Origin of the sequence: Pseudomonas sp. ML2-2023-6, assembly GCF_037055265.1 — a bacterium.
Lineage (GTDB): Bacteria > Pseudomonadota > Gammaproteobacteria > Pseudomonadales > Pseudomonadaceae > Aquipseudomonas > Aquipseudomonas kulmbachensis.
The window spans coordinates 5108144-5132500 of record NZ_CP146347.1; the positions used below are offsets into that span (position 1 = coordinate 5108144).

General features: G+C 55.3%; 14 protein-coding genes and 5 rRNA genes (1 of these 19 running past the window's edge). 5 read left to right on the plus strand and 14 right to left on the minus strand.

Going from position 1 to position 24357, the window contains the following annotated elements:
• Window positions 1-83 precede the first annotated feature (83 nt).
• The 3 genes from V6L79_RS23755 to V6L79_RS23765 all read right to left on the minus strand — a co-directional run bounded on the left by V6L79_RS23755 (window position 84) and on the right by V6L79_RS23765 (window position 5072).
• Window positions 84-1274: an EAL domain-containing protein gene (locus tag V6L79_RS23755; RefSeq protein WP_261739688.1), complete on the minus strand. Its 1191-nt coding sequence runs from the start codon at window positions 1272-1274 to the stop codon at window positions 84-86.
• Complete coding sequence (locus V6L79_RS23760; protein ID WP_261739689.1) at window positions 1264-4095, minus strand: ATP-binding protein; 2832 nt, start codon at window positions 4093-4095, stop codon at window positions 1264-1266. Before V6L79_RS23760 ends, V6L79_RS23755 begins: the two co-directional genes overlap by 11 nt.
• Before the next feature lie 92 nt (window positions 4096-4187).
• Complete coding sequence (locus tag V6L79_RS23765; RefSeq protein ID WP_261739690.1) at window positions 4188-5072, minus strand: Dyp-type peroxidase; 885 nt, start codon at window positions 5070-5072, stop codon at window positions 4188-4190.
• 214 nt (window positions 5073-5286) lie between these two features.
• Here V6L79_RS23765 and V6L79_RS23770 point away from each other — a divergent pair, with 214 nt between their 5' ends.
• The gene (locus tag V6L79_RS23770; RefSeq protein ID WP_321834544.1) at window positions 5287-6705 is read left to right on the plus strand and encodes a TIGR00366 family protein; all 1419 of its coding nucleotides are present in this window, start codon (window positions 5287-5289) and stop codon (window positions 6703-6705) included.
• A gap of 43 nt (window positions 6706-6748) precedes the next feature.
• On the opposite strand, the gene can is transcribed toward V6L79_RS23770, so the two are convergent.
• Complete coding sequence (can, locus tag V6L79_RS23775; RefSeq protein ID WP_261739692.1) at window positions 6749-7393, minus strand: carbonate dehydratase; 645 nt, start codon at window positions 7391-7393, stop codon at window positions 6749-6751.
• A gap of 151 nt (window positions 7394-7544) precedes the next feature.
• Here can and V6L79_RS23780 point away from each other — a divergent pair, with 151 nt between their 5' ends.
• On the plus strand, window positions 7545-7928 hold the full coding sequence (locus V6L79_RS23780) for a serine kinase/phosphatase (RefSeq protein ID WP_261739693.1): 384 nt from the start codon (window positions 7545-7547) through the stop codon (window positions 7926-7928).
• Between the two features lie 129 nt (window positions 7929-8057).
• Here the strand turns inward: V6L79_RS23780 and rimI are convergent, their stop codons facing one another.
• Window positions 8058-8510: a ribosomal protein S18-alanine N-acetyltransferase gene (gene rimI / locus V6L79_RS23785; RefSeq protein WP_338579584.1), complete on the minus strand. Its 453-nt coding sequence runs from the start codon at window positions 8508-8510 to the stop codon at window positions 8058-8060.
• Window positions 8503-9279 carry an energy transducer TonB gene (locus V6L79_RS23790; protein WP_321834549.1) on the minus strand — a complete coding sequence of 259 codons (777 nt, stop codon included), beginning with the start codon at window positions 9277-9279 and terminating at the stop codon, window positions 8503-8505. The genes rimI and V6L79_RS23790 overlap by 8 nt, the downstream gene beginning before the upstream one ends.
• Window positions 9280-9423: 144 nt before the next feature.
• On the opposite strand from V6L79_RS23790, the gene mksB reads away from it, so the two are divergent.
• The 3 genes from mksB to mksF are packed head-to-tail and all read left to right on the plus strand — an operon-like array spanning window position 9424 to window position 14178.
• Window positions 9424-10701, plus strand: a complete 1278-nt coding sequence (mksB, locus tag V6L79_RS23795; RefSeq protein ID WP_261739696.1) for an Mks condensin complex protein MksB — start codon at window positions 9424-9426, stop codon at window positions 10699-10701.
• Window positions 10691-11341 (plus strand): Mks condensin complex protein MksE, encoded by a 651-nt coding sequence (mksE, locus tag V6L79_RS23800; protein ID WP_321834551.1) that lies wholly within the window; start codon window positions 10691-10693, stop codon window positions 11339-11341. Before mksB ends, mksE begins: the two co-directional genes overlap by 11 nt.
• Window positions 11338-14178, plus strand: a complete 2841-nt coding sequence (gene mksF, locus V6L79_RS23805; protein ID WP_321837480.1) for an Mks condensin complex protein MksF — start codon at window positions 11338-11340, stop codon at window positions 14176-14178. The genes mksE and mksF overlap by 4 nt, the downstream gene beginning before the upstream one ends.
• Window positions 14179-14234: 56 nt before the next feature.
• Here the strand turns inward: mksF and V6L79_RS23810 are convergent, their stop codons facing one another.
• The 8 genes from V6L79_RS23810 to V6L79_RS23845 form a co-directional block, all read right to left on the minus strand.
• Entirely contained in the window at window positions 14235-16538 is a 2304-nt protein-coding gene (locus V6L79_RS23810) for an MlaD family protein (RefSeq protein ID WP_338579585.1), read from the minus strand.
• Window positions 16531-17154, minus strand: a complete 624-nt coding sequence (locus tag V6L79_RS23815; protein WP_261739700.1) for a paraquat-inducible protein A — start codon at window positions 17152-17154, stop codon at window positions 16531-16533. The genes V6L79_RS23810 and V6L79_RS23815 overlap by 8 nt, the downstream gene beginning before the upstream one ends.
• Window positions 17141-17800, minus strand: coding sequence for a paraquat-inducible protein A (locus tag V6L79_RS23820; RefSeq protein WP_338579586.1), 660 nt, complete (start codon window positions 17798-17800; stop codon window positions 17141-17143). Before V6L79_RS23820 ends, V6L79_RS23815 begins: the two co-directional genes overlap by 14 nt.
• Before the next feature lie 186 nt (window positions 17801-17986).
• A 5S ribosomal RNA gene (rrf, locus tag V6L79_RS23825) occupies window positions 17987-18102 on the minus strand.
• A gap of 161 nt (window positions 18103-18263) precedes the next feature.
• A 23S ribosomal RNA gene (locus V6L79_RS23830) occupies window positions 18264-21155 on the minus strand.
• A gap of 327 nt (window positions 21156-21482) precedes the next feature.
• A 16S ribosomal RNA gene (locus tag V6L79_RS23835) occupies window positions 21483-23019 on the minus strand.
• Window positions 23020-23489: 470 nt separating this feature from the next.
• A 5S ribosomal RNA gene (gene rrf / locus V6L79_RS23840) occupies window positions 23490-23605 on the minus strand.
• 161 nt (window positions 23606-23766) lie between these two features.
• A 23S ribosomal RNA gene (locus V6L79_RS23845) occupies window positions 23767-24357 on the minus strand; it runs 2301 nt beyond the window's last position.
• Together the 16S, 23S and 5S rRNA genes form the textbook arrangement of a ribosomal RNA operon.

The following is a 24357-nucleotide window of genomic DNA, read 5'->3' on the forward strand; positions in this document are numbered from 1 at the left end:
GTTGGCGTGAATATACCCGCGATGAGTCAAGTACTGATCACGCATGCCGTAAGTGCGCTGCCCACGCGGGGTGACGAAGTGCCTCAATAAAGACGCGGGGGCGAATCCTCATGTAACAGATGCCCAAAGCGGCCCGATGATACGGCACGAGAGATCAGAAACCCCTGTACACGATCACAGTTGAGCTTGCGCAGCAGCGCCAGCTCCTCCTGACTTTCGACCCCTTCTGCCACGACCTCCAAACCCAGCTGGCGCCCCAGCGCGACGATACTGGCCAGCGCAGAGGCGAGGTTTTCGTTTTCAACACAACCATGCACCAGCGCCCGATCAATCTTGAGCTCAGTGAACGGCGTAGAGACCAGATTGAAATACGAGCTGAAGCCTTGGCCAAAATCGTCCTGTGCCAGACCAAAGCCCTTCATGCGTAAACGACATGCCCCTGCGTAATATTTGCTGATGTCCTGAGTGGTGGAGCATTCCATCAACTCAAAGCCCAACTTGGCAGTAATACCGCCCTGGGTACGCACGTAATCGTGCAGTTCGTCGGCCAGGTCATCGTCATCGAGCAAGTGCGTAGGCAGATTGATCGATACCGGTATGTCATACCCTTGACGGGCCCAATTGGCTTGGGCGGCAATGGTTTGCTTGATGAACAGCAACAGCAGTTCTTTCTCCAGCCCCAACCTGACCAGTGACGGTAGAAAATCGGCAGGCATCAACAACCCCAACTCAGGATGTTCCCACCGTGCCAAGGCTTCCGCAGCGACAATCAGCCCATCGTGCAAGGACTTCTTGGGCTGGAACCAGGCCTGTAACGCACCGCTCTGCATGGCCTCGTGCAACGTTTCACGGGTCAGTGTCAAAGGCACATTCGCGGGTGACTTGTCACTTTTGATCAGTTTGTCCAGGTTGCACATCAGGGTTCGAACAGCCGCTGGGTTGACCGGTTTCGATAACTGCCCGATCACATCAACCCCCATACTTTGCGCCACCAGACTGGCACTCACGATCATGCGTCGCGAGGCAGCGCTCATGATCGCCAAAGCCGGTTTGCAAGGCAGCGCCGATAGCCGTTGTATCAGTTGCACGCCGTCCATGCCCGGCATCAGCAAATCGGTGAGTACCAGATCAAAGGACTGCTTTTGCAACCAATCAAACGCTTCCTTGCCATCTCTGGCGGCTTCGACACGAATATTGCCCAGGTCGTGGAACAAGTTGAGCAGGTATTGATGCTGGAAAGGATGGTCCTCGACGATCAGAACGCTATAGGACATTAGACACTCTCTCTGTTTGCTCAAGGCAGATGAACAAGGCGCTGAGGCCAAAGGGTTTTACCAGGCACTCGTCCATGCCCACCGCCAAACACCTCGCACGCTCTTCCTGCTGGGCATTGGCCGTAGCGCCAATGATGGGCACCTGGTTATCGAAATTTCGCAGTTGAGTCGTCAATTCGTAGCCGTTCATGCGCGGCATGTTCACGTCAGTCAGAACCCTGTCGAAGGTCGCGTGCTTCCATAGCTCCAGCGCCTCCAAACCATCGGATGCCATCACCACCGTACACCCCAACTCTTCGAGCTGTTCCTTGAGAATCAACCGGCTGATGGCGTTGTCTTCAGCGACCAGAACATGCAGCCCCAGCGGTTTATAAACGCTGGAACCCGGCTCAAATGGCCGGGCGTAGGGGTTGAGACCCTGAGCCTGACTGACGGCACGGCGCAGGTCGTGCAAATCACTCAATTTGACGTGCCATTGCGCGCCCTCGCGTTCGCCAGGTGCAAAACACCTATTGCCGCACGCAATCACTACCGGGCCGGGCCATTGCACCTCAGGGCTGCGTTCGTATTCGCCGGGATACAACTCGACCAGCACAGCATTGCTGTCATGAATGTCCATCCCGGGACGCAGCACTTGTGCCCTGGCACCCCAGCGTCGCAGCCAGCCGCAAATGTTTTCGGCCAGTTTCGGTATGGAGGACCGGACGAATACTTTTTCAGGTAACAACTTGACTGAGTCGTCCAGTTTCGGAGCTCGGCACTGTTCCAGAGGCAGTGCGAGAGTAAAGCTGCTACCCAAGCCCGGCTCGCTGACGACACTCATGGTGCCGCTCATCAAGTACATCAAGCGCTGGCAAATCGACAGACCCAAGCCCGTGCCACTGATCACATTGGCCCGGGAACCGGCCTGGTAAAAAGGGTCGAACAAGAAGGGTTGATCTTCCTGCGCGATCCCCTGCCCCGTGTCAGTCACTTGCCAGGACACCGTCACTCGCTCATCGCTGCGGCTATCCACCGTCACTCGCACCACAATCTGCCCGCTATCGGTGAACTTGACGGCATTACTCAGCAAATTATTCAAAATCTGGCGAATCCTGGGTGCATCGCCGAGCAACTGTTCCGGTAACTGCGGATCGATATGCGCATATAGCTGCAAGCCCTTGCTTTGCGCTGCAGCCGAGTACCCGCTGACCACTTCCTGGATCAAATCCAGAGGGGCAAACTCGCTCACCTCCAGCGCCAGTTGCCCTGCCTCTATCTTCGATACATCCAGCACATCACAGATCAGTTGCAGCAGCGTAGAAGACGAACTTTGAATAGCCTGCACATATTCTTGCTGACGGGGGGTTAACTGGGTGCGCGCTAATAGTTCAAGGGTGCCCAAGGCGCCATACAACGGTGTGCGAATCTCGTGGCTCATGGTTGCCAGAAACTGCGTTTTGGCATCATTGGCCTTGTCCGCCACACGCTTGGCCTGCTCCAGGGCGATCTCGACATCCTTGTGTGCGCTGATGTCACTAAATGCGCAGAGGAGCACGTCCTCACCTTTATAACGTGTGGCTACAAACCTGATATGCAGATGGCGTCCAGCAACCGAGAACTCATCGAAACGGTTTCTTTCGCTGCTGTCATACGCTCGGTCAATCCAGTCATGGCATAACTGATCACGCTCACGGCCATGTCCCAACCACTGTTGGGCCAGAGTATTTTCCAAAACCACCGCGCCAGTGGCCCTTCGCAACACACACAACGCAACGGGTGCCGTCTGAATAACTGTACGACTAAATGCTTCGCTCTCGATCAGCGCCTGTTTTCGATATATCGCGGGGTTAATCAGTTGGCGTTCGATACGTTGCACCAGCAACCCCAACCCCAATGCACTGCCAAAACCAATTAAAAGGGCAATAAGCAACGGCTCACGCAGAGACGTTAACAAGTGACCGAACTCCATCGAGTACACCACTTGCAGGTCCGCATAGCCCAGTTGGTTACGCATGATCAGGTAGTCGGGCCATAACCCGTCGCCCGTAAAACCAAATTGACGATCACCGCCAAAGCCTTGCAGCGCTTGTGTCAGGCCTGGATTCAAGGCACTGGCAAATATCTCTTCGCCCTGAGCATTAATCACCACAAAGTCACCTGCGTGCTTGCGGTCCATGGCCGTCGAAATTTCGGCCCCCTCAATTTCCAGGCCCAACCACCCTGAATGAGGGTCACGCTGATCGAGCAAGGTGAACAGGTACAAAACCGGGCTGTCAGCAATGACGAAGTTAGGCGTGGCGTTAAACCAATACTCGCCCTTAACGGGCATCGGCGTTTTTTCCAGCTCTTTTAGCTGACGCAATACATTCTGGTCGACGGGTATTGGCTGCAGCGTGTATCGGGTCAGGCGCACTGCCTGCGCATCAGAGCCGGCCTTTACGTACAGCAGATTGATGTTCTCTTCGCGTAGATACTCAAGTTCACGACGGGTCTGCCACAGGCTCCAGGAATGCATACCTTCGCCCAGTGTCATTTCAACCTCATCCGCCAGTTCCATGGGCGCAGCTGGTGAGACGGGCTTGTTACGCACCGCCGCCAGGCTGAGGTTTTTGAGGAGCATTTCATGGCCGGTGAAAAAGCGCTGGGCTTCGAGTATCGCCCCGCTCATATAACCCCGGCGCTGGGAGATCTCCCGGTCGAAACTGGAGTTGATATACACATACAGCCCGCCTAACAACGACAGTAACAAGGCGACAAAAAACGAACGCAGCAAAGTACGCGCTGCGATTGAGGTCGAGAACGAGGCATCCTGGGGACGGAAAAAATGTTTTAACTTCATGCTGCCAGCCTATTGAGCTGGCAGTTTTTGAAACATCAGACAAACCTTAAAAAACCGGTTCAGCTGTAAGCACGCTTGATTAAACCTGAAGTTTAAGCCGGGCGAACCGCGCTCAAGTCCATCCGCCCATCCTTCATCGGCGGGCACCAGTAATAGCCACCATTCAAGGGCCGGCTAAAGCTGTACAGACCATCAACGATGCCATCTTCCATGCCGCTCATGCGACGCAACTGGACTTCAAACGCGTTCAAGGTCCGGCTAAAGGACACAAACATCAGCCCGGCCTTGCCATTTTCTGTCCACGGCATGGAGCGACGCACGGTAAAGGCTTCAGGCGAGAAACTCTCTTGAGCAGTGCGCTTGACGTGGGCCGAGGCCGGCGCGTCTTCAAGCTCTTCGTTATCGCTCTTGCGACGACCAATCAGGTTGTCTTGCTCGGTTTGCGGGCGAGCAGCAAAACCGTTCAGGTCATGCTGCCACTGCTGCACGGCAACAAAACAGCCTCCATCCAGCCCTGCACCGGCGTTAGCAACGATAGCCGCATCGACCGCCGCTTCATCCACCGGGTTTTCAGTACCGTCTTCATAGCCGGTCAAGTCACGATCGGTGTTGTAGCGAAAGCCTTCAGTCACTTGCAGCAAGCTCAAAGCAGGCGCCAGCGCCGCTTCGATGGCCTGACTGCGGTGCAGCAACTCGCCGCGGTCATCACCCAGCAACCACAACCACAGCGCGTGCTGGGTCGACGGGTTTTCAACCATTGCATTGAGAGCCGGGAACACTCGCAGCCCTGGAATTTTTACGCCCAATGCCAACACCAGCGGCGACCCAAAGCCCGCTACTACGCTTTTGCCGTCCACCCACTGCGACAAAACGTCGAGCGCAGCCGGCAGTGCTTCTACAGACTTGAGGGCGAAAAACATGTAGCGCGCCTGTGACGGCACGGGTTTGGCAAGAATGCCTGGCTGGTAGAGACTCATAGAAACTCCTTTGGGAAAGGAAAGAGTTTACCCCTCAGCAGCGCCTTTTCGGACAGCGAGGGTTATTTTTGTTGCGAAGCCCGTTTTGTATTAATCCATCGGCAAAAACCCTCGATTGATTTAATGTGCTCTCCCTGTGGTTGCACCGGCTTTTCATCCCTGAAAGGCCGGGTGCAAACAACACAATAATCATAAGAACAATGAGGTATGCCCCATGGCCGCTGAGATTACAGACAGCCGCTCTGCCCGCTTTGCCCTGCGCTGCTCGAACTGGGCCGAGCGCTGGTTTCCTGACTCCTGGGTGTTCGCTGCTGTTGCGGTGATCACCGTTGCACTGGCCACGATGTTTATGGGGGCCAAACCCACCGATGCCGCGAAGGCGTTCGGCGATGGTTTCTGGAGCCTGATCCCGTTCACCATGCAAATGGCCTTCGTGGTAATTGGCGGCTACGTGGTCGCCAGTTCACCGCCTGCGGTCAAACTGATCGACAAACTGGCACAAGTGCCGAAGAACGGACGCCAGGCTGTGTGCTGGGTGGCGTTGATTTCGATGGTCGCATCCCTGCTCAACTGGGGGCTGTCGCTGGTATTTGGCGGGTTGCTGGTGCGGGCGCTGGCCCGTCGCACCAACCTGCGCATGGACTATCGCGCCGCCGGCGCTGCGGCGTACTTGGGGCTTGGCGCAGTGTGGGCATTGGGGCTGTCGTCTTCTGCCGCGCAGTTGCAGGCCAACCCGGCCAGCCTGCCGCCGTCGATTCTGGCAATCACCGGGGTTATCCCCTTCACCGAAACCATCTTTCTCTGGCAGTCCGGTGTGTTGCTGGCAGCCCTGGTGGTGGTATCACTGATCGTTGCCTACGCGACTGCGCCTGGCCCTGAATCCGCTCGTGACGCCGCAGCCTGTGGTATCGATCCGAGCTTCAGCACGCCAGAACTGCCGCCACGCACACGGCCCGGTGAATGGCTGGAATACAGCCCGCTGCTGACCATTTTGCTGGTGCTCCTGGCGGCCGGCTGGTTGTTTCACGAGTTCTCGACCAAACCGGCGATCAGCGCCATCTCGGGGCTTAACACCTATAACTTTCTGTTCCTGATGCTCGGTGCTCTGTTGCACTGGCGCCCGCGCAGTTTTCTGAATGCTGTGGCCAGCGCCGTGCCCACCACCACCGGGGTGATGATTCAGTTCCCGCTGTACGGCTCGATTGCAGCGCTGATGACGGTGGTCAAAGGTACTGACGGGCAAACCCTTGCCCATCACATCTCGACGTTTTTCGTGCAAATCGCATCCCACGACACCTATGCGTTATTGATGGGCGTGTATTCGGCAATTTTGGGCTTTTTCATTCCGTCGGGCGGCGGCAAGTGGATTATCGAAGCGCCCTATGTGATGCAAGTGGCCAATGATCTGGGCTACCACCTGGGTTGGTCTGTGCAGATTTACAACGCCGCTGAAGCGCTGCCGAACCTGATCAATCCGTTTTACATGCTGCCGCTGCTGGGCGTGCTGGGGTTGAAGGCGCGAGACTTGATCGGCTTTTCGTTTGTGCAATTACTGGTGCACACACCGCTGGTGCTGTTTTTGCTGTGGGCGCTGGGGACTACCCTGACGTATACGCCGCCAGTGATGCCGTAAGCGAACCCGCAACCAAATGTGGGAGCGGGTTATGCATGCAACCTCAGATCGAGCCCACCGGCCGCAGGCGATACTGCGGAGGCAATTGGTCCAGCCCGCTGATGGTGGTGTTCAGGCTCTTCCAGCGACCGTCCTTGATCCCGTAAATGCAGCCGTGAACCGACAGCTTCTGCCCGCGATGCCAGGCATTCTGCACGATGTTGGTGTGGCCAACGTTCGCCACCTGCTGAATAACGTTCAGCTCACACAAACGGTCGACGCGCTCTTCCTCGGTCGGCAACAGCGCCAGCGCTTCACGATTCTCGTAATACAGATCGCGAATGGAACGCAGCCAGCCATCGATCAGGCCCAGTTGCTGGTCCTTCATGGACGCACGCACGCCGCCACAGCCATAGTGGCCCGTTACCAATATATGTTTGACCTTCAACACATCGACCGCGTACTGAATCACCGACAGGCAATTGAGGTCAGTGTGCAGCACGACATTGGCCACGTTGCGGTGCACAAACAGATCGCCGGGTAGCATGCCGACAATTTCGTTGGCCGGTACGCGTGCATCCGAACAACCAATCCATAGGTATTCCGGCGTTTGCTGGCGAGCCAGCTTGGCAAAAAAGTCAGGATCTTCCTGTTTGATCGCATCGGCCCAGCGCTCGTTGTTATCAATCAGATCTTGTAGTTCGTTCATGCTGTGAAGCCTCAAGAGTTGATGCGCTGTTATGACAGCCGACCAGCGGTCGGGGTCACGTTGATACATGTCATTCCGGCGGTCAGCCGGGTGGAATCTTCAACAATGACTACAGTCATCGTATTAAGGCCCTACAGTATGAGGAATTGCCATGAATGATTCACGTCGCCCTTACGGGGCACCGCAACCCGCACCGATAGACGATATCGAGGATGCCATGGGCTCGGTTGAGCCACTGAATTTTGATGATGACGACACTTACGAGCCCATCAGCGATTTGTTTATCGACGATGAAAGAGTCAAGCACAGGGCGGTGCTCAATGATGAGCTGGAGTTGGGCCTCAATGACGACGACCTGGAGCAGGAGATGCTCATCCGCGAAGACGGTGCCCGCGATGCCAAGGAAGCCGCCCAGAGCCCGAATGCTGCCGCTGACTGGGATTTGAGCCTGGTTGACGAAGACGAAATAGGCGCTGGCAAAGGGCTGGATGAAGCAGAACTGGCGGAAATTGATCCAGTGGGTCGCAAGCATTGAAACGCATGCGGGAACACACTCTCATTGCCGCACCAAACACTGTGGGAGCGGGCTTGCTCGCGATGCTATCGACGCGGTGATTCAGACATACCGGGTCGAAAGCCAGCTCCCACAAATGGCTTGTTGCAGTTAGTCGACCAGCGTACAGGCCATTACCACTGCATCTTCACGACCACCCACTGCCGGGTAGTAATCACGGCGGCGGCCGATTTCGTTGAAGCCATAGCGCTCATACAACTTGAACGCAGCCGTGTTGCTGTCGCGCAGTTCGAGGAAGCACTCGCGGGCCTCATGCTTGTAGGCAATCGACATCAGCTGTTCAAGCAACTTGAGCCCCAAGCCACGCCCCTGACTCTCGGGTTTAACGGTAATGTTCAGCAAATGCGCTTCATCGAGGATGATTTGCACCACACCGTGGCCAACTTGCTGCTCACCTTCAAACATCAGCCAGATATGATATTTACCCAGGCCATCGAGAAAAATACCGCGTGTCCACGGGTGGCTGAAGGCGGCGTATTCAACTTTCAATACCGCTTCAAGGTCCGCCTCGGTCATCGGGCGAAAAGTTACAGCATCACTCATCGTTTTGTTTCCAGCGCGCCAAAAGCCTGCGCATGGCTTGCCACACATCCGCTTTGCGTTGTGGCTCATCCATTAATAGTTCCAGACCCGGCAACGCCCATGCGCAGCCCAGTCCTTCGATTTCGAGTTCACGGTTGAACGATTCGGCATCGACCTCACCGGCAAACCGCACCGCTGGCAGCCCCACCAGCCACAAGCAGGCACATTCGGCCTCTTCCAGGCGGGCCATGAGAAAACCCTGCACAAACTCACGCGCAGCGTCAGGCCCTTGATCAACATTGCCGCGCCTGAGGAGCGGCCAACGCACCGGCTCGCCAATGATTTGCGGGCTATCGGGCAGACCCGCAGCGCGCAACATATCCTTTAACAATAAATAGGCTGGGTCACGACTCTGGAACGCACTGCCTGTGGGTAACTCCACCAGCACCAGGCAGCGCCCGGCGCGCAACAATTGCAGGGCAAAACGCGGCGGTGGCAACTGCACAACCTTGGCCGGTACGGGAGCCGATTGATCTTTCTCCACTGCCTTGCTGGCAGGGCGCGGGGTGACCGAAGGCCGAGGTACTTCGATCCGTGGGCGCTCTGCGGGCTTGCTCGGTGCGGCCGCCGCCTTGACCACAGGCCGAATGATTTCAGGCTCTGCAGGCGGTTCAGGAAGCACCAGCAGTTCTGGCCGCGAAGGTGCGGCAAACGGCAATTCAGTGCGCGGCAACCAACTGACCACTTGCATGGCAGTCAAAAAAGCGCGGCGGCGGGACTCGTTCAACAAGGGTCGGCCATCTGTGGATAACTAAAGAGGGGGGATTCTACCGCCCTTCTGCCCTTCCCGCCCGCAGTTGATCCGCCAAGTGATGACTCGACCTCACGTTGCAGTACAATCGCGGCCTTTCATTGCCAATTGACCGGCCCTCCCATGATCGAACCCAAGCGCGTTTTACGTGCCCTCGCCGAGCACTGGGCACTTCTTGAGCCTTTGTGTGAACACTTCGACCAAGGCACCCTGAGCCTGAACGAATTGCGTCTGCAACTGGCCGCACATCAGGTAGACAGCACGCCACAAGACATCACCAGCGTGCTCGATGCCTGGATTCGTCTGGACATTCTGGTGCCGGTCGCAAAAAGCCCGAACCGTTTCGAGCTCAACGCACAAATTCACGACTTTCTGGCCTATCTGCGCCACGAGCACCGTCTTGGCCTATGCCTGGAAATCGAAGCCTACCTGCGCCATCTGGAGCGTTTGGCCGGATATATCCAGGATGCGTTCGACATCCGTGACAGTCATGACCTGGCGCGCCAGCTGCGTTTGCTCGATATGCGTGTACGTGACGTATTGAAGAAGCTGGCCAACGACGAACAAGCGCTGGTGGCCGTGGCCGAGCGGGCCAAGACCAGTGATCGGCAAATACCACTGCGCCAGCGTTATGCAGAAGTCCTGGCGACGTGGGACGAATACGTCGAACCGATGATTCAGCTGGTCAACGCCGACGGTGCCTTCGAACAGGGCGTACGTAAAGTTGAAGTCGTGCTGCTGCGCATGCTCAGCGAGCAACAGCGGCTCGGCCATCTGGTAGACGACGATATGCTGCTGCGCACCCATGCGCGCATCCTCGAAATGCAAACCAGCGCCCAGATGACCCTGCGCCATGCCCGCGAGCTGTTGCTGCCGCTGCGTGAAGAGGCCCGTCGGCACAACGCCGTAACCCGTGGCGCGGCACTGGCGCTGGCCGCCATCCGACGCAAGGGGCTGGACGCGGTACCGCAAGCTTCGATGCCGATGTTCACGCGCCCGCAAAGCACCTTTTTGGGCAGCGCCAGCCAAGTCGAAGCCTATGTCTACGCCCTGGCCCGCTTCGAGCCAAAACCGACGAAATTCCCCAAGGCGCATAAAGTCCACCGGGGCGAAACACCCAAGGCACCGCGCACCGTCAAGGAAATGCTCGATCGTTGCAGCGACGCGCTGCCGATGCCGGACTTGATGACCTGGCTGCTGGCACAAGAGCCGGATGGCGACACCGACGAACTGTTGTACTGGTTCTCGCGCCTGTCCCGCGAAAAACGCTTTGTGCGCGAACGTCTTGAGCGCCGCGATTACCACACCCACGAACATCTGGTCAGCCTGCGCTCCTTCGCTCTGCTTTCCCACAGCGAAGATGCGACCCAGACTTCTGCGAGTCCTCTGAATGCATCTTGATCTTTCTGAACTGTCCCAGCTGGCACCGATTTTTCGTGAGCTGTTCAAGGGCTATCACGTCAGCCGCCGCGATCCCGAGCTGTACGCACAACTGTCGAATTTCCAGGATCAATACCGCGCGCTGTTCAAGGCACTGGGCTTTGAGCTGGTGTGTGATACCCGTGGTTTTTATTACTTCGTGCCCGACACCGCCACCGCGCAAGTGAACAAGACTGCGCAACGCCTGGCGCTGTTCACGTTCATCATCGTCGAGCATCTGGCCGATCAGGGCCGCGACCCGATTGCCGTGCTTGACGGTGGCAGCCTGGGGCGCGACGAGCTACCCGCGCTGCTGGAAAAATACCGCGATCTGTTTGTGCAGGCCGAAGTCACCACCCATGAAGAGCTGGAAGAAAAGATCATGCGCCGCATGACGCAGCTCGGCTTTGCCAGTGAAGAGCCTGGCATCTACCGCTTCCTGCCACCGATGCACCGCTTTCTGGATGTGTGCCTGTCGGTGCAACAAGACCGCGATCTGGCAGCCAGCTTGCACAGCATCTTGCCTTTGCCGACACCGGTTCTGGTCGATGACGATATTGACGACGATGAAGCCGCATTGGCTCGTGCCATTGCCGATGAACAGCAGGAGATGGACGCATGAGCCAGGAACGCTACGGCATTCGCCGCTTTGCCCTGTTGAACACGGCCGGTTACAGCCTGGGGCTGTTCCCGCTGGAACATCCCCTGTCGGTCTACGGGGCGAATAACCTCGGTAAGTCGGCATCGATCAACGCCTTACAGTTCCCGATTCTGGCACGCATGTCAGACATGAGCTTCGGCAAGTACAGCCTCGAACAATCGCGGCGCTTCTATTTTGCCTCAGACACCAGCTACATCCTGGTCGAAGTCTCCCTGCCCCACGGTCCCCATGTGATCGGTGTGGTAGGACGCGGCCCCGGCGGCGGATTCGGTCACCAGTTTTTCGCGTACGCGGGCAAACTGGACCTGGCGCATTACCAAAAAGACGATACCTGCCTGCGGCAGAAAGAGCTGTTCAACAACCTTGAGCGTAACGGCCTCAAAGCCTACGAACTGAAGCCCGATGAACTGCGCCGTTTGCTGGTCGGCGGGCATACGTCTATTCCGCTGGATCTGACCCTGATCCCGCTGCGTTCCACCAGCGAGCAGAGCCTCAAGACCTTCCGCGCCCTGTTTATCAACCTGCTGCATATGCGCGAAATCACTGCCGCCAAACTCAAGCAGCTGTTTCTCGATGCGTTTGAGCACAGCCTGCGTTCGGGTAGCGTTGATTACATCGCCGCGTGTGAAGAAGCCTTCCGCGACGTACGACGCATGGAGCAGGACTACAACGCACTGGTCGGCGCCGGGCCATTGGTGGAGTCGCTGGCGGCCGGTGTTCGTCAACGCGACCTGCTGCGCGGCAAACTGCATCGCTTGTCGCCACTGCTCGACTCGTTGCTCGGCACCTGGCAGGACTACGCCGGGGCCCGCAAGGAAGAGTTGCTGATCCAGTCCGAGCACTACCGCAACGAACAGGACTCATTGCAAAACGATCAGCGCAGCAGCACCCAGGAGTTGATGCGTCTGGAGCGGGAGATCGCTGGCACTCAGCGCTGGCTCGGCGAATTGTCGGTACTCAAGCATCGCTTCGCTCTGGTTGACGATGTGAAGGTGCTGGAACAGCAACTGCTTAGCGCCAAGGACGCCCATGACGAACTGGCGGGTGCCTTGGCGCAATCGCGTCAGTTCAGTGCCGAGGATCTGGACGAACGCTTGCGTGACCTGGAAAAACGTCTGAAGTCCGTCAAGCAGCAACTCGATCACGCGGACAACAACAGCTATGCCCGTCTGCGCGAAGAGTTTTCGCAGCAGGACGTGGAACGCCTGATGCGTTTGTTCAACAGCGCGCTGTTCAGCCTGCCATTGGGTGAGCACGGGATTGCGCTGGATGACAGCGATGCCTGGGTCAAGTCGCTGGAGTTGATCCTCGATGGCTTTAAAGGTGAGCGTTTTGAAGCGCCAGGGCTGTCCATTGATCTGAGCCATATCGAGCCCCCTGCCCTGCAGGCGCTGGCTGACCGTGCGGCATTGCGCGAGCAAAAAGAGCGTCTTGAAAAAGAACTCAAGCAGCTGAAAACCCAACAGGCCGTGACCTCGGATCGCGCCGCGAGCAAAACCGAAGCCGAGTCGTTGTATCAGCAAGTGCTGGATGCGCAGAAGGCGCTGGAAGACTTCCGCCGCAGTCAGACATTAAGTGCCGAAGAGGGCGAAAAACTCGAGCAACTGGCCCAGGCCGAAGCAGCGCAAGACGAGTTGAAGCGCTCCAGCGATGCCTTCACCGAACGGGTTCAACAGTTGTCCGCCAAGCTGCAACTGGTAGGTCGCCAGATCGGTGACATGGAAGCCAAGCAGCGCACGCTGGATGACAGTTTGCGTCGTCGTCAGTTGCTGCCTGCTGACTTGCCGTTTGGTACGCCATTTATGGACCCGGTCGACGACTCGATGGACAACCTGTTGCCATTGCTCAACGACTATCAGGACAGCTGGCAAGGGCTGTTGCGCTGCGACGGTCAGATCGAAGCCTTATATGCGCAGGTGCGCCTCAAAGGTGTGGCCAAGTTCGACAGCGAAGACGATATGGAGCGGCGCCTGCAGTTGCTGATCAACGCTTACGCGCACCGTACCGAAGAAGCCCTGACACTGGGCAAGGCACGTCGGGCAGCGGTAACCGACATCGCCCGCACGCTGCGCAACATCCGCAGCGACTACGACAGCCTCGAGCATCAACTGGCGCTGTTCAACCGCGAGATCAACAAGCGTCAGGTCTCCAACCTCAAAAGCTTCCGCATCGTACTGGCGCCCAACAAGGAGGCGCTCAAGCATATCGATCAGATTATCCACAGCGCCGGTCAGTACGAAGAAGGCGAAACCCTGTCCGTGTTCGACCTCAGCCAGAGCGCCGAGCAGGACAACAAGAACGAAGAGGCCAAGGAATATCTGGCGCGGCTGGTGGCGGCGAATCACAACCAGTTGGGTCTCAAGGACCTTTTCGAGCTCGCGTTCGAGATCACCAAGGTCAATGGACAGCCGGTGATCCATACCGATATTGACGGTGCCGCATCCAACGGTACGACCATGACGATCAAGGCGCTGACCAACATGTATTTGTTGCTGCACTTGATGGACCGCGATCAGGCCGGGCGTATCCGCTTGCCGTACTACCTGGATGAAGCCGCGGACATTGACGAGAAAAACCAGACCGCGCTGCTGGAGACCAGTTTGCAACTGGGCTTCGTACCGATTCTGGCCAGTGTGAAGCCGCAAGTCTGTGCCCATGTGGCCATCGACCTTGAGGGCGGCAGCGGACCGAACGGGATTTACATCGATGAAGACGACTGGAAGTACATCCGTCGTCATGACGAGGTAAAACCTGATGCGGTGACGGCTGTGCAACAGCCCGAGCTGGATGAAGTCTGAGGCTGAATCCTGAGCATAAAAAAACCGCGATCAATGATCGCGGTTTTTTTTGCAGGTTATTTACCTAGCGGGATCTTCGGCGCCCATTGCAGCCATTCGTCTTCGAACTTGTCGAACAACGGGAAAGTCTGCTCAGGACGGGCCTGATTGCCCATTTTGTCATCATCCGGGGTAGCGAAAGCAATGCCGCCCTGAACCAGGGTTTCCAGCGATTCGGTGCGAATCGTTGCGCCCTTGAACAAACCGAAGTCGACACCAAAACCGCTGCTGTTCCAGAAGCGACTACCGCTGCGCACCAACGGCGCATAACGCGGTTCGATCAGGATGTGTACCAGTACGCGATCGGCAGTGCTGCCCAGTTCATACCCGGTCACCTTGCCCACGGTGACCTCACGATAGGTCACAGGTACACCTTCCTTGAGCGAACCACGGCGCGCAGCGCTCAATACCAGACTCAACCCGGCCTGTGGAACCGCGGCATCCGGTGCCTGCTCCAGAGCGACAAAACTGGTCTGGCGACCCAATTGTCTGCTCGCGGGTTGCACCTCAAGGTACTGGCCAGTGACCAGGGTTTCGAGGTTGGCCGTTTTCATCAATCCCAGCTCCGGTTTGACCACCCAGAATTGACTACCAGCCCGCGCAATGCGCTCCGGGACTTCGGTGATACGGGCCTGAAGCAACACGGATTGCAGATCTTCACTTAGATCGACGCTTTCGATTTTGCCAACATCCAGCCCCTTGAAACGAATCGGCGTGCCTGCGCGCAGGCCATCGGCACGGGCTACTTTGATCGACACCGCTACACCCTGCTGCATGGCAGCGTCGCGGTCAGTGAACAGACGGAAACGCGGGATGCGTTTTTGCAACGGAGCTTTGGCTTCTGGGGTTTCAAAGGCAATCCCGCCAGCCATCAGGCTTTGCAAGGATTCACTTTTAACCTGAATGCCGCCGGTCAAGCCGCCGGTCAGCGTGATACCGCTGGCATTCCAGAAACGGGTCGAGGCATTGACCAGGTTTTCGTATTCCTTTTCGATATGGACGCCGATCACCAACTGCTTTTTAGTCCGGGAGAACTGATAGCTCTGAACCGAACCGACCTTGACCTGCTTATAGAGAATTGGGCTGCCGACATCCAGCGACCCCAGGTTCTCGGTGAAGAGCACCATGTGCAGGCCCGGTGAGCGCAGATCCAACGGTGGTGCTTTGGCCCGGGCGATAAATTCGCGCTCGGGGGTGCTGCCCTTGTCACCAGGGCGAATCGCGATGTAGTTACCTTTGACCAACGCCTCTAGCCCGGTAATACCGGCCAGCGAGATCGATGGCTTGACCACCCAGAACTGGGTGCCTTGCACCAGGTAGTCTTCGGCTAACGGGTCGAGGGTCAGTTCGGCGCTGGCGCTGGTCAGGTCCGGGTCAACCTTGAGGCCCTTGAGGCTACCCACCTGAATACCTTTGTACATAACAGGCGTGCGACCGGCTTGCAGGCCTTCAAAGTCGCTCAGTTTGACTTTGACCTTGATTCCCGCCTGGGCAGCATCGAAATCTTCATAGAGACGGAACGGCAGGTTTGAATCGGTGGGCGGGCTGTCTTTGCGGTTCTCTGGTGTAGCGAACGCAATACCACCGGCCACGATGCTCGCGAGGGATTCGCTGCGCAGCTTCACACCCGACAGGTTGGCGTCGATGCTGATGCCGCTGGCATTCCAGAAACGCGTATGTTTGCGCACTAGATTGGCATAGGTCGGCTCAATAAAGACTTTGATTTCGACGGTACTTTGGTCCTCTGACAGCACGTAGCTCTTGATCTGACCAACCTGGATTTGTTTGTAGAACACCGGGCTGCCACGGTTCAGCGAGCCGAGACGGTCAGCCTTGAGCGTCAAGTGCAGGCCGGGAACGGTATCAGACAGAGGCGGCTCCTGTGAGAGAGCCTTGAATTTGCGAACAGGCTCGCCATCTGAGGGGCTGACAGCAATGTAGTTACCCGAGACCAGGGTTTCGAGGCCGGTAATCCCCGCCAATGACACGCTGGGCTTGACCAGCCAGAAGCGAGTATTGGTCTTGAGATACTGCTCAACGTCCTTGTTCATCTCGACCGTGGCAATCACACCCTTGCTTGGACCATCTTCATCCAAAGCCAGAGTCTTGACCTTACCCACAGGCATGCCTTTGTAGACCACTTCGGTCTTGTTGGCGACGATGCCTTCGCCACTTTCAAAACGCACCTGAATATCGATACCGGTCTGGCTGTAGGCACGCCATCCGAGCCAGCCACCGATGATCAGGGCAATAAGCGGTAGGATCCAGATCGCCGACCAATTGGAAGCCGGGCGGGTTTTAGCAGTAGGCAGGTCACTCATGGTCGTCGTCCGACTCCGTATTATCCCAAATCAGTCGGGGATCAAAAGTTACAGCTGCAAGCATCGTAAGCACCACCACACTGGCAAAGGCCACTGCGCCAAGATTGGCTTCGATGCTGGCTATGCGTCCAAAATTCACCACAGCCACCAAAATGGCTATGACAAAAATATCCAACATTGACCAGCGGCCAATGAACTCAATAAAGCGGTACATGATGATACGTTGCCGAGCCGACAGAGGCTGATGGCGCTGTACCGAAAACAGCAGCAGCGCAATGCCGACCAGTTTGAAGGTCGGCACCAGAATACTTGCCACAAACACAACCGCTGCAATCGGGATCATGCCGTGCTGCACCAGCTCGATAACCCCCGCCATGATAGTACTCGGAGAGCCTTGGCCCAGTGAGTTGATCGTCATGATCGGCAGCAGGTTGGCCGGGATGTAGAGAATGGCCGAGGTCAGCAGCAATGCCCAGGTACGCATCAGACTGTCGGGGCGCCGCGCATGGACCAGGGCCCCGCAGCGAGTACAGGTTTGCTCATCTGTTTCAGGATCTTGCCTGTTCAGCTCGTGGCACTCGCCACAGATCAAAATACCTGCATCAATCGCCCGCATGAATATCCTCCCCGGACAGCGCTTGCCAAATCTGGTGAGGCGACATCACCACTTCCAGCCAGACCTGTACCAGCAGTAAGCTGATAAAACAGACCAACCCCAGGCCAAGGCTCAATTCAGCTAAATCGGCCAGTTTCACGATCGCCACCAGTACCCCCATCAGGTACACCTCGAGCATGCCCCAATCACGCAGGTGGTGATAAATACGGTAAATAAGCAATCCGTAACTGCGGCCTATATTCCAGCGAATACTGAGAAGTACGGCGAGCTGACAGAGCAATTTAAGCAGCGGGATCCCCATGCTGCACAGGAACACCACGACCGCGATGCCTTGCATGCCGGTATTGAACAAACCAAGCACACCACTCCAGACCGTGTCTTGCGACGCCTGGCCCAGTAGGTTGAGCTGCATGATGGGCAAAAAGTTCGCAGGGATGTAGAGCAACAATGCGGCAATCACAAGCGCAAGGCTGCGTTCAACCACCTTGTACCTATGGGCGTAGAGTTCGTAACCGCAGCGCGGGCATTGGGCTTTCTCACCGAGAGCAAGATGCGGCTTGCACATCAACAGATCGCACTCATGACAAGCCACCAACTCGTCCAGCGGTAATTCTGACACCCTGCAGGGGTCAACCGGATCTGGCATATAGGGAGTCTCTGGCTCAGAAAATGACTGGGCTTATTCTAGTGCGCGGACTACAAAATAACTGTGCCTATTTGTAGGACTTTAGCCGCAGTACAGCTGAAGAGCGATATTGCGCTAGCCGCAACTTTTCTCGGCCCAAAAACAAACCCCCTGTCTGCGTGAGCAGACAGGGGGTTTGGAATTTAATCTTGACGATGACCTACTCTCACATGGGGAAACCCCACACTACCATCGGCGATGCATCGTTTCACTACTGAGTTCGGGATGGGATCAGGTGGTTCCAATGCTCTATGGTCGTCAAGAAATTCGGTAGCCAGGTCGTTTGCCTTTCGGCTCACGCTCCAGCGAATGGGTATGTAATAGAGGGGTGTTTTGTGAATCGCAAACTTTCGGTTTGTATCGTCTTCACACACCGCAACTTGCAGGCTCTTGTATTCAAGGGCGCAAATTGCTTGGGTGTTATATGGTCAAGCCTCACGGGCAATTAGTATTGGTTAGCTCAACGCCTCACAGCGCTTACACACCCAACCTATCAACGTCGTAGTCTTCGACGGCCCTTTAGGGAACTCAAGGTTCCAGTGAGATCTCATCTTGAGGCAAGTTTCCCGCTTAGATGCTTTCAGCGGTTATCTTTCCCGAACATAGCTACCCGGCAATGCCACTGGCGTGACAACCGGAACACCAGAGGTTCGTCCACTCCGGTCCTCTCGTACTAGGAGCAGCCCCTCTCAAATCTCAAACGTCCACGGCAGATAGGGACCGAACTGTCTCACGACGTTCTAAACCCAGCTCGCGTACCACTTTAAATGGCGAACAGCCATACCCTTGGGACCGGCTTCAGCCCCAGGATGTGATGAGCCGACATCGAGGTGCCAAACACCGCCGTCGATATGAACTCTTGGGCGGTATCAGCCTGTTATCCCCGGAGTACCTTTTATCCGTTGAGCGATGGCCCTTCCATACAGAACCACCGGATCACTAAGACCTACTTTCGTACCTGCTCGACGTGTCTGTCTCGCAGTCAAGCGCGCTTTTGCCTTTATACTCTACGACCGATTTCCGACCGGTCTGAGCGCACCTTCGTACTCCTCCGTTACTCTTTAGGAGGAGACCGCCCCAGTCAAACTACCCACCATACACTGTCCTCGATCCGGATAACGGACCTGAGTTAGAACCTCAAAGTTGCCAGGGTGGTATTTCAAGGTTGGCTCCATGCAGACTGGCGTCCACACTTCAAAGCCTCCCACCTATCCTACACAAGCAAATTCAAAGTCCAGTGCAAAGCTATAGTAAAGGTTCACGGGGTCTTTCCGTCTAGCCGCGGATACACTGCATCTTCACAGCGATTTCAATTTCACTGAGTCTCGGGTGGAGACAGCGCCGCCATCGTTACGCCATTCGTGCAGGTCGGAACTTACCCGACAAGGAATTTCGCTACCTTAGGACCGTTATAGTTACGGCCGCCGTTTACCGGGGCTTCGATCAAGAGCTTCGCGTTAGCTAACCCCATCAATTAACCTTCCGGCACCGGGCAGGCGTCACACCCTATACGTCCACTTTCGTGTTTGCAGAGTGCTGTGTTTTTAATAAACAGTCGCAGCGGCCTGGTATCTTCGACCGGCGTGGGCTTACGCAGTAAATGCTTCACCCTCACCGGCGCACCTTCTCCCGAAGTTACGGTGCCATTTTGCCTAGTTCCTTCACCCGAGTTCTCTCAAGCGCCTTGGTATTCTCTACCCAACCACCTGTGTCGGTTTGGGGTACGGTTCCTGGTTACCTGAAGCTTAGAAGCTTTTCTTGGAAGCATGGCATCAACCACTTCGTTGTCTAAAAGACAACTCGTCATCAGCTCTCGGCCTTAGAATCCCGGATTTACCTAAGATTCCAGCCTACCACCTTAAACTTGGACAACCAACGCCAAGCTGGCCTAGCCTTCTCCGTCCCTCCATCGCAATAACCAGAAGTACAGGAATATTAACCTGTTTTCCATCGACTACGCTTTTCAGCCTCGCCTTAGGGACCGACTAACCCTGCGTCGATTAACGTTGCGCAGGAAACCTTGGTCTTTCGGCGTGGGTGTTTTTCACACCCATTATCGTTACTCATGTCAGCATTCGCACTTCTGATACCTCCAGCAAGCTTCTCAACTCACCTTCACAGGCTTACAGAACGCTCCTCTACCGCATCACCTAAGTGATACCCGTAGCTTCGGTGTATGGTTTGAGCCCCGTTAAATCTTCCGCGCAGGCCGACTCGACTAGTGAGCTATTACGCTTTCTTTAAAGGGTGGCTGCTTCTAAGCCAACCTCCTAGCTGTCTAAGCCTTCCCACATCGTTTCCCACTTAACCATAACTTTGGGACCTTAGCTGACGGTCTGGGTTGTTTCCCTTTTCACGACGGACGTTAGCACCCGCCGTGTGTCTCCCATGCTCGGCACTTGTAGGTATTCGGAGTTTGCATCGGTTTGGTAAGTCGGGATGACCCCCTAGCCGAAACAGTGCTCTACCCCCTACAGTGATACATGAGGCGCTACCTAAATAGCTTTCGAGGAGAACCAGCTATCTCCGAGCTTGATTAGCCTTTCACTCCGATCCACAGGTCATCCGCTAACTTTTCAACGGTAGTCGGTTCGGTCCTCCAGTTAGTGTTACCCAACCTTCAACCTGCCCATGGATAGATCGCCCGGTTTCGGGTCTATTCCCAGCGACTAGACGCCCTATTAAGACTCGCTTTCGCTACGCCTCCCCTATTCGGTTAAGCTTGCCACTGAAAATAAGTCGCTGACCCATTATACAAAAGGTACGCAGTCACCCAACAAAGTGGGCTCCCACTGCTTGTACGCATACGGTTTCAGGATCTATTTCACTCCCCTCTCCGGGGTTCTTTTCGCCTTTCCCTCACGGTACTAGTTCACTATCGGTCAGTCAGTAGTATTTAGCCTTGGAGGATGGTCCCCCCATATTCAGACAAAGTTTCTCGTGCTCCGTCCTACTCGATTTCACTGTAAAGATGTTTTCGCGTACAGGGCTATCACCCACTATGGCCGCACTTTCCAGAGCGTTCCGCTAACATCAATACAGCTTAAGGGCTGGTCCCCGTTCGCTCGCCACTACTAAGGGAATCTCGGTTGATTTCTTTTCCTCAGGGTACTTAGATGTTTCAGTTCCCCTGGTTCGCTTCTTAAGCCTATGTATTCAGCTTAAGATACCTAACTTATGTTAGGTGGGTTCCCCCATTCAGACATCTCCGGATCAAAGTCTGTTTGCCGACTCCCCGAAGCTTTTCGCAGGCTACCACGTCTTTCATCGCCTCTGACTGCCAAGGCATCCACCGTATGCGCTTCTTCACTTGACCATATAACCCCAAGCAATCTGGTTATACTATGAAGACGACATTCGCCGAAAATTCGCATGTTCAATTAAGAACTCATTCACAAATTTTACCTTAGCCTGAATAAACACCAGTGAAAGTGTTATCCAGTCTAACTTTCTATTACATACCCAAATTTTTAAAGAACGATCTAATCAAAAGATCAGAAATCAACATTCACTCTCTTTCGAGAAAATGTTCATTTCTAAGCTTTACGATAGAGAAGCCGTACAACTTAAGTGGCTTCTACCGTCTTTTACAGTGAATCAAGCAATTCGTGTGGGAACTTATGGAGCAGCTGATGTCGTCGATTAAGGAGGTGATCCAGCCGCAGGTTCCCCTACGGCTACCTTGTTACGACTTCACCCCAGTCATGAATCACACCGTGGTAACCGTCCTCCCGAAGGTTAGACTAGCTACTTCTGGTGCAACCCACTCCCATGGTGTGACGGGCGGTGTGTACAAGGCCCGGGAACGTATTCACCGTGACATTCTGATTCACGATTACTAGCGATTCCGACTTCACGCAGTCGAGTTGCAGACTGCGATCCGGACTACGATCGGTTTTATGGGATTAGCTCCACCTCGCGGCTTGGCAACCCTTTGTACCGACCATTGTAGCACGTGTGTAGCCCAGGCCGTAAGGGCCATGATGACTTGACGTCATCCCCACCTTCCTCCGGTTTGTCACCGGCAGTCTCCTTAGAGTGCCCACCATTACGTGCTGGTAACTAAGGACAAGGGTTGCGCTCGTTACGGGACTTAACCCAACATCTCACGACACGAGCTGACGACAGCCATGCAGCACCTGTCTCAATGTTCCCGAAGGCACCAATCTATCTCTAGAAAGTTCATTGGATGTCAAGGCCTGGTAAGGTTCTTCGCGTTGCTTCGAATTAAACCACATGCTCCACCGCTTGTGCGGGCCCCCGTCAATTCATTTGAGTTTTAACCTTGCGGCCGTACTCCCCAGGCGGTCAACTTAATGCGTTAGCTGCGCCACTAAGAGTTCAAGACTCCCAACGGCTAGTTGACATCGTTTACGGCGTGGACTACCAGGGTATCTAATCCTGTTTGCTCCCCACGCTTTCGCACCTCAGTGTCAGTATCAGTCCAGGTAGTCGCCTTCGCCACTGGTGTTCCTTCCTATATCTACGCATTTCACCGCTACACAGGAAATTCCACTACCCTCTACCATACTCTAGCTTGCCAGTTTTGGATGCAGTTCCCAGGTTGAGCCCGGGGATTTCACATTCAACTTAACAAACCACCTACGCGCGCTTTACGCCCAGTAATTCCGATTAACGCTTGCACCCTCTGTATTACCGCGGCTGCTGGCACAGAGTTAGCCGGTGCTTATTCTGTCGGTAACGTCAAGACAATCACGTATTAGGTAACTGCCCTTCCTCCCAACTTAAAGTGCTTTACAATCCGAAGACCTTCTTCACACACGCGGCATGGCTGGATCAGGCTTTCGCCCATTGTCCAATATTCCCCACTGCTGCCTCCCGTAGGAGTCTGGACCGTGTCTCAGTTCCAGTGTGACTGATCATCCTCTCAGACCAGTTACGGATCGTAGCCTTGGTGAGCCATTACCTCACCAACTAGCTAATCCGACCTAGGCTCATCTGATAGCGCAAGGCCCGAAGGTCCCCTGCTTTCTCCCGTAGGACGTATGCGGTATTAGCGTCCGTTTCCGAACGTTATCCCCCACTATCAGGCAGATTCCTAGGTATTACTCACCCGTCCGCCGCTCTCAAGAGAAGCAAGCTTCTCTCTACCGCTCGACTTGCATGTGTTAGGCCTGCCGCCAGCGTTCAATCTGAGCCATGATCAAACTCTTCAGTTCAAACATCTTTGGGTTTTTAAGAAACCCTAAACTTGGCTCAGCAATCGTTGGTTACATCTTTGATTTCTCGCGGAGTAACTTGTGATGCTGATAATCTTGTTGACTATCAGTCTGACCCCACAAGCACCCACACGAATTGCTTGATTCAGTTGTTAAAGAGCGGTTGGTTAGCTTTCGCTGAACCGAGGCGCGCATTCTACAGCAGCCTCTGTTGCTGTCAAGCGGTTATTTTAAGATGTTTTCAAAGTTTCCTCTGTAACATCAACCACTTGCGCTTTCGATCTCTCGTTAGCGGGAGGCGAATTCTACAGCGTTACACGCTGCTGTCAACACCTTATTTCCTGCTACGTTCAATCTACTTGTTAGCCAGGCAAATGGCCTGGTTAACAGCACACGCTTTTTACAAAGCTTGTACTTATACAAAAACAAAATCCCCGACTGCGTGAGCAGACAGGGATTTTGGAATTTAATCTTGACGATGACCTACTCTCACATGGGGAAACCCCACACTACCATCGGCGATGCATCGTTTCACTACTGAGTTCGGGATGGGATCAGGTGGTTCCAATGCTCTATGGTCGTCAAGAAATTCGGTAGCCAGGTCGTTTGCCTTTCGGCTCACGCTCCAGCGAATGGGTATGTAATAGAGGGGTGTTTTGTGAATCGCAAACTTTCGGTTTGTATCGTCTTCACACACCGCAACTTGCAGGCTCTTGTATTCAAGGGCGCAAATTGCTTGGGTGTTATATGGTCAAGCCTCACGGGCAATTAGTATTGGTTAGCTCAACGCCTCACAGCGCTTACACACCCAACCTATCAACGTCGTAGTCTTCGACGGCCCTTTAGGGAACTCAAGGTTCCAGTGAGATCTCATCTTGAGGCAAGTTTCCCGCTTAGATGCTTTCAGCGGTTATCTTTCCCGAACATAGCTACCCGGCAATGCCACTGGCGTGACAACCGGAACACCAGAGGTTCGTCCACTCCGGTCCTCTCGTACTAGGAGCAGCCCCTCTCAAATCTCAAACGTCCACGGCAGATAGGGACCGAACTGTCTCACGACGTTCTAAACCCAGCTCGCGTACCACTTTAAATGGCGAACAGCCATACCCTTGGGACCGGCTTCAGCCCCAGGATGTGATGAGCCGACATCGAGGTGCCAAACACCGCCGTCGATATGAACTCTTGGGCGGTATCAGCCTGTTATCCCCGGAGTACCTTTTATCCGTTGAGCGATGGCCCTTCCATACAGAACCACCGGATCACTAAGACCTACTTTCGTACCTGCTCGACGTGTCTGTCTCGCAGTCAAGCGCGCTTTTGCCTTTATACTCTACGACC

Bases quoted from the DNA above. Each gene is read 5' to 3' on its own strand.
- V6L79_RS23755 (WP_261739688.1), bottom strand. From the start codon at position 1,274: ATGTCCTATAGCGTTCTGATCGTCGAGGACCATCCTTTCCAGCATCAA.
- V6L79_RS23760 (WP_261739689.1), bottom strand. From the start codon at position 4,095: ATGAAGTTAAAACATTTTTTCCGTCCCCAGGATGCCTCGTTCTCGACC.
- V6L79_RS23765 (WP_261739690.1), bottom strand. From the start codon at position 5,072: ATGAGTCTCTACCAGCCAGGCATTCTTGCCAAACCCGTGCCGTCACAG.
- V6L79_RS23770 (WP_321834544.1), top strand. From the start codon at position 5,287: ATGGCCGCTGAGATTACAGACAGCCGCTCTGCCCGCTTTGCCCTGCGC.
- can (WP_261739692.1), bottom strand. From the start codon at position 7,393: ATGAACGAACTACAAGATCTGATTGATAACAACGAGCGCTGGGCCGAT.
- V6L79_RS23780 (WP_261739693.1), top strand. From the start codon at position 7,545: ATGAATGATTCACGTCGCCCTTACGGGGCACCGCAACCCGCACCGATA.
- rimI (WP_338579584.1), bottom strand. From the start codon at position 8,510: ATGAGTGATGCTGTAACTTTTCGCCCGATGACCGAGGCGGACCTTGAA.
- mksB (WP_261739696.1), top strand. From the start codon at position 9,424: ATGATCGAACCCAAGCGCGTTTTACGTGCCCTCGCCGAGCACTGGGCA.
- mksE (WP_321834551.1), top strand. From the start codon at position 10,691: ATGCATCTTGATCTTTCTGAACTGTCCCAGCTGGCACCGATTTTTCGT.
- mksF (WP_321837480.1), top strand. From the start codon at position 11,338: ATGAGCCAGGAACGCTACGGCATTCGCCGCTTTGCCCTGTTGAACACG.
- V6L79_RS23810 (WP_338579585.1), bottom strand. From the start codon at position 16,538: ATGAGTGACCTGCCTACTGCTAAAACCCGCCCGGCTTCCAATTGGTCG.
- V6L79_RS23815 (WP_261739700.1), bottom strand. From the start codon at position 17,154: ATGCGGGCGATTGATGCAGGTATTTTGATCTGTGGCGAGTGCCACGAG.
- V6L79_RS23820 (WP_338579586.1), bottom strand. From the start codon at position 17,800: ATGCCAGATCCGGTTGACCCCTGCAGGGTGTCAGAATTACCGCTGGAC.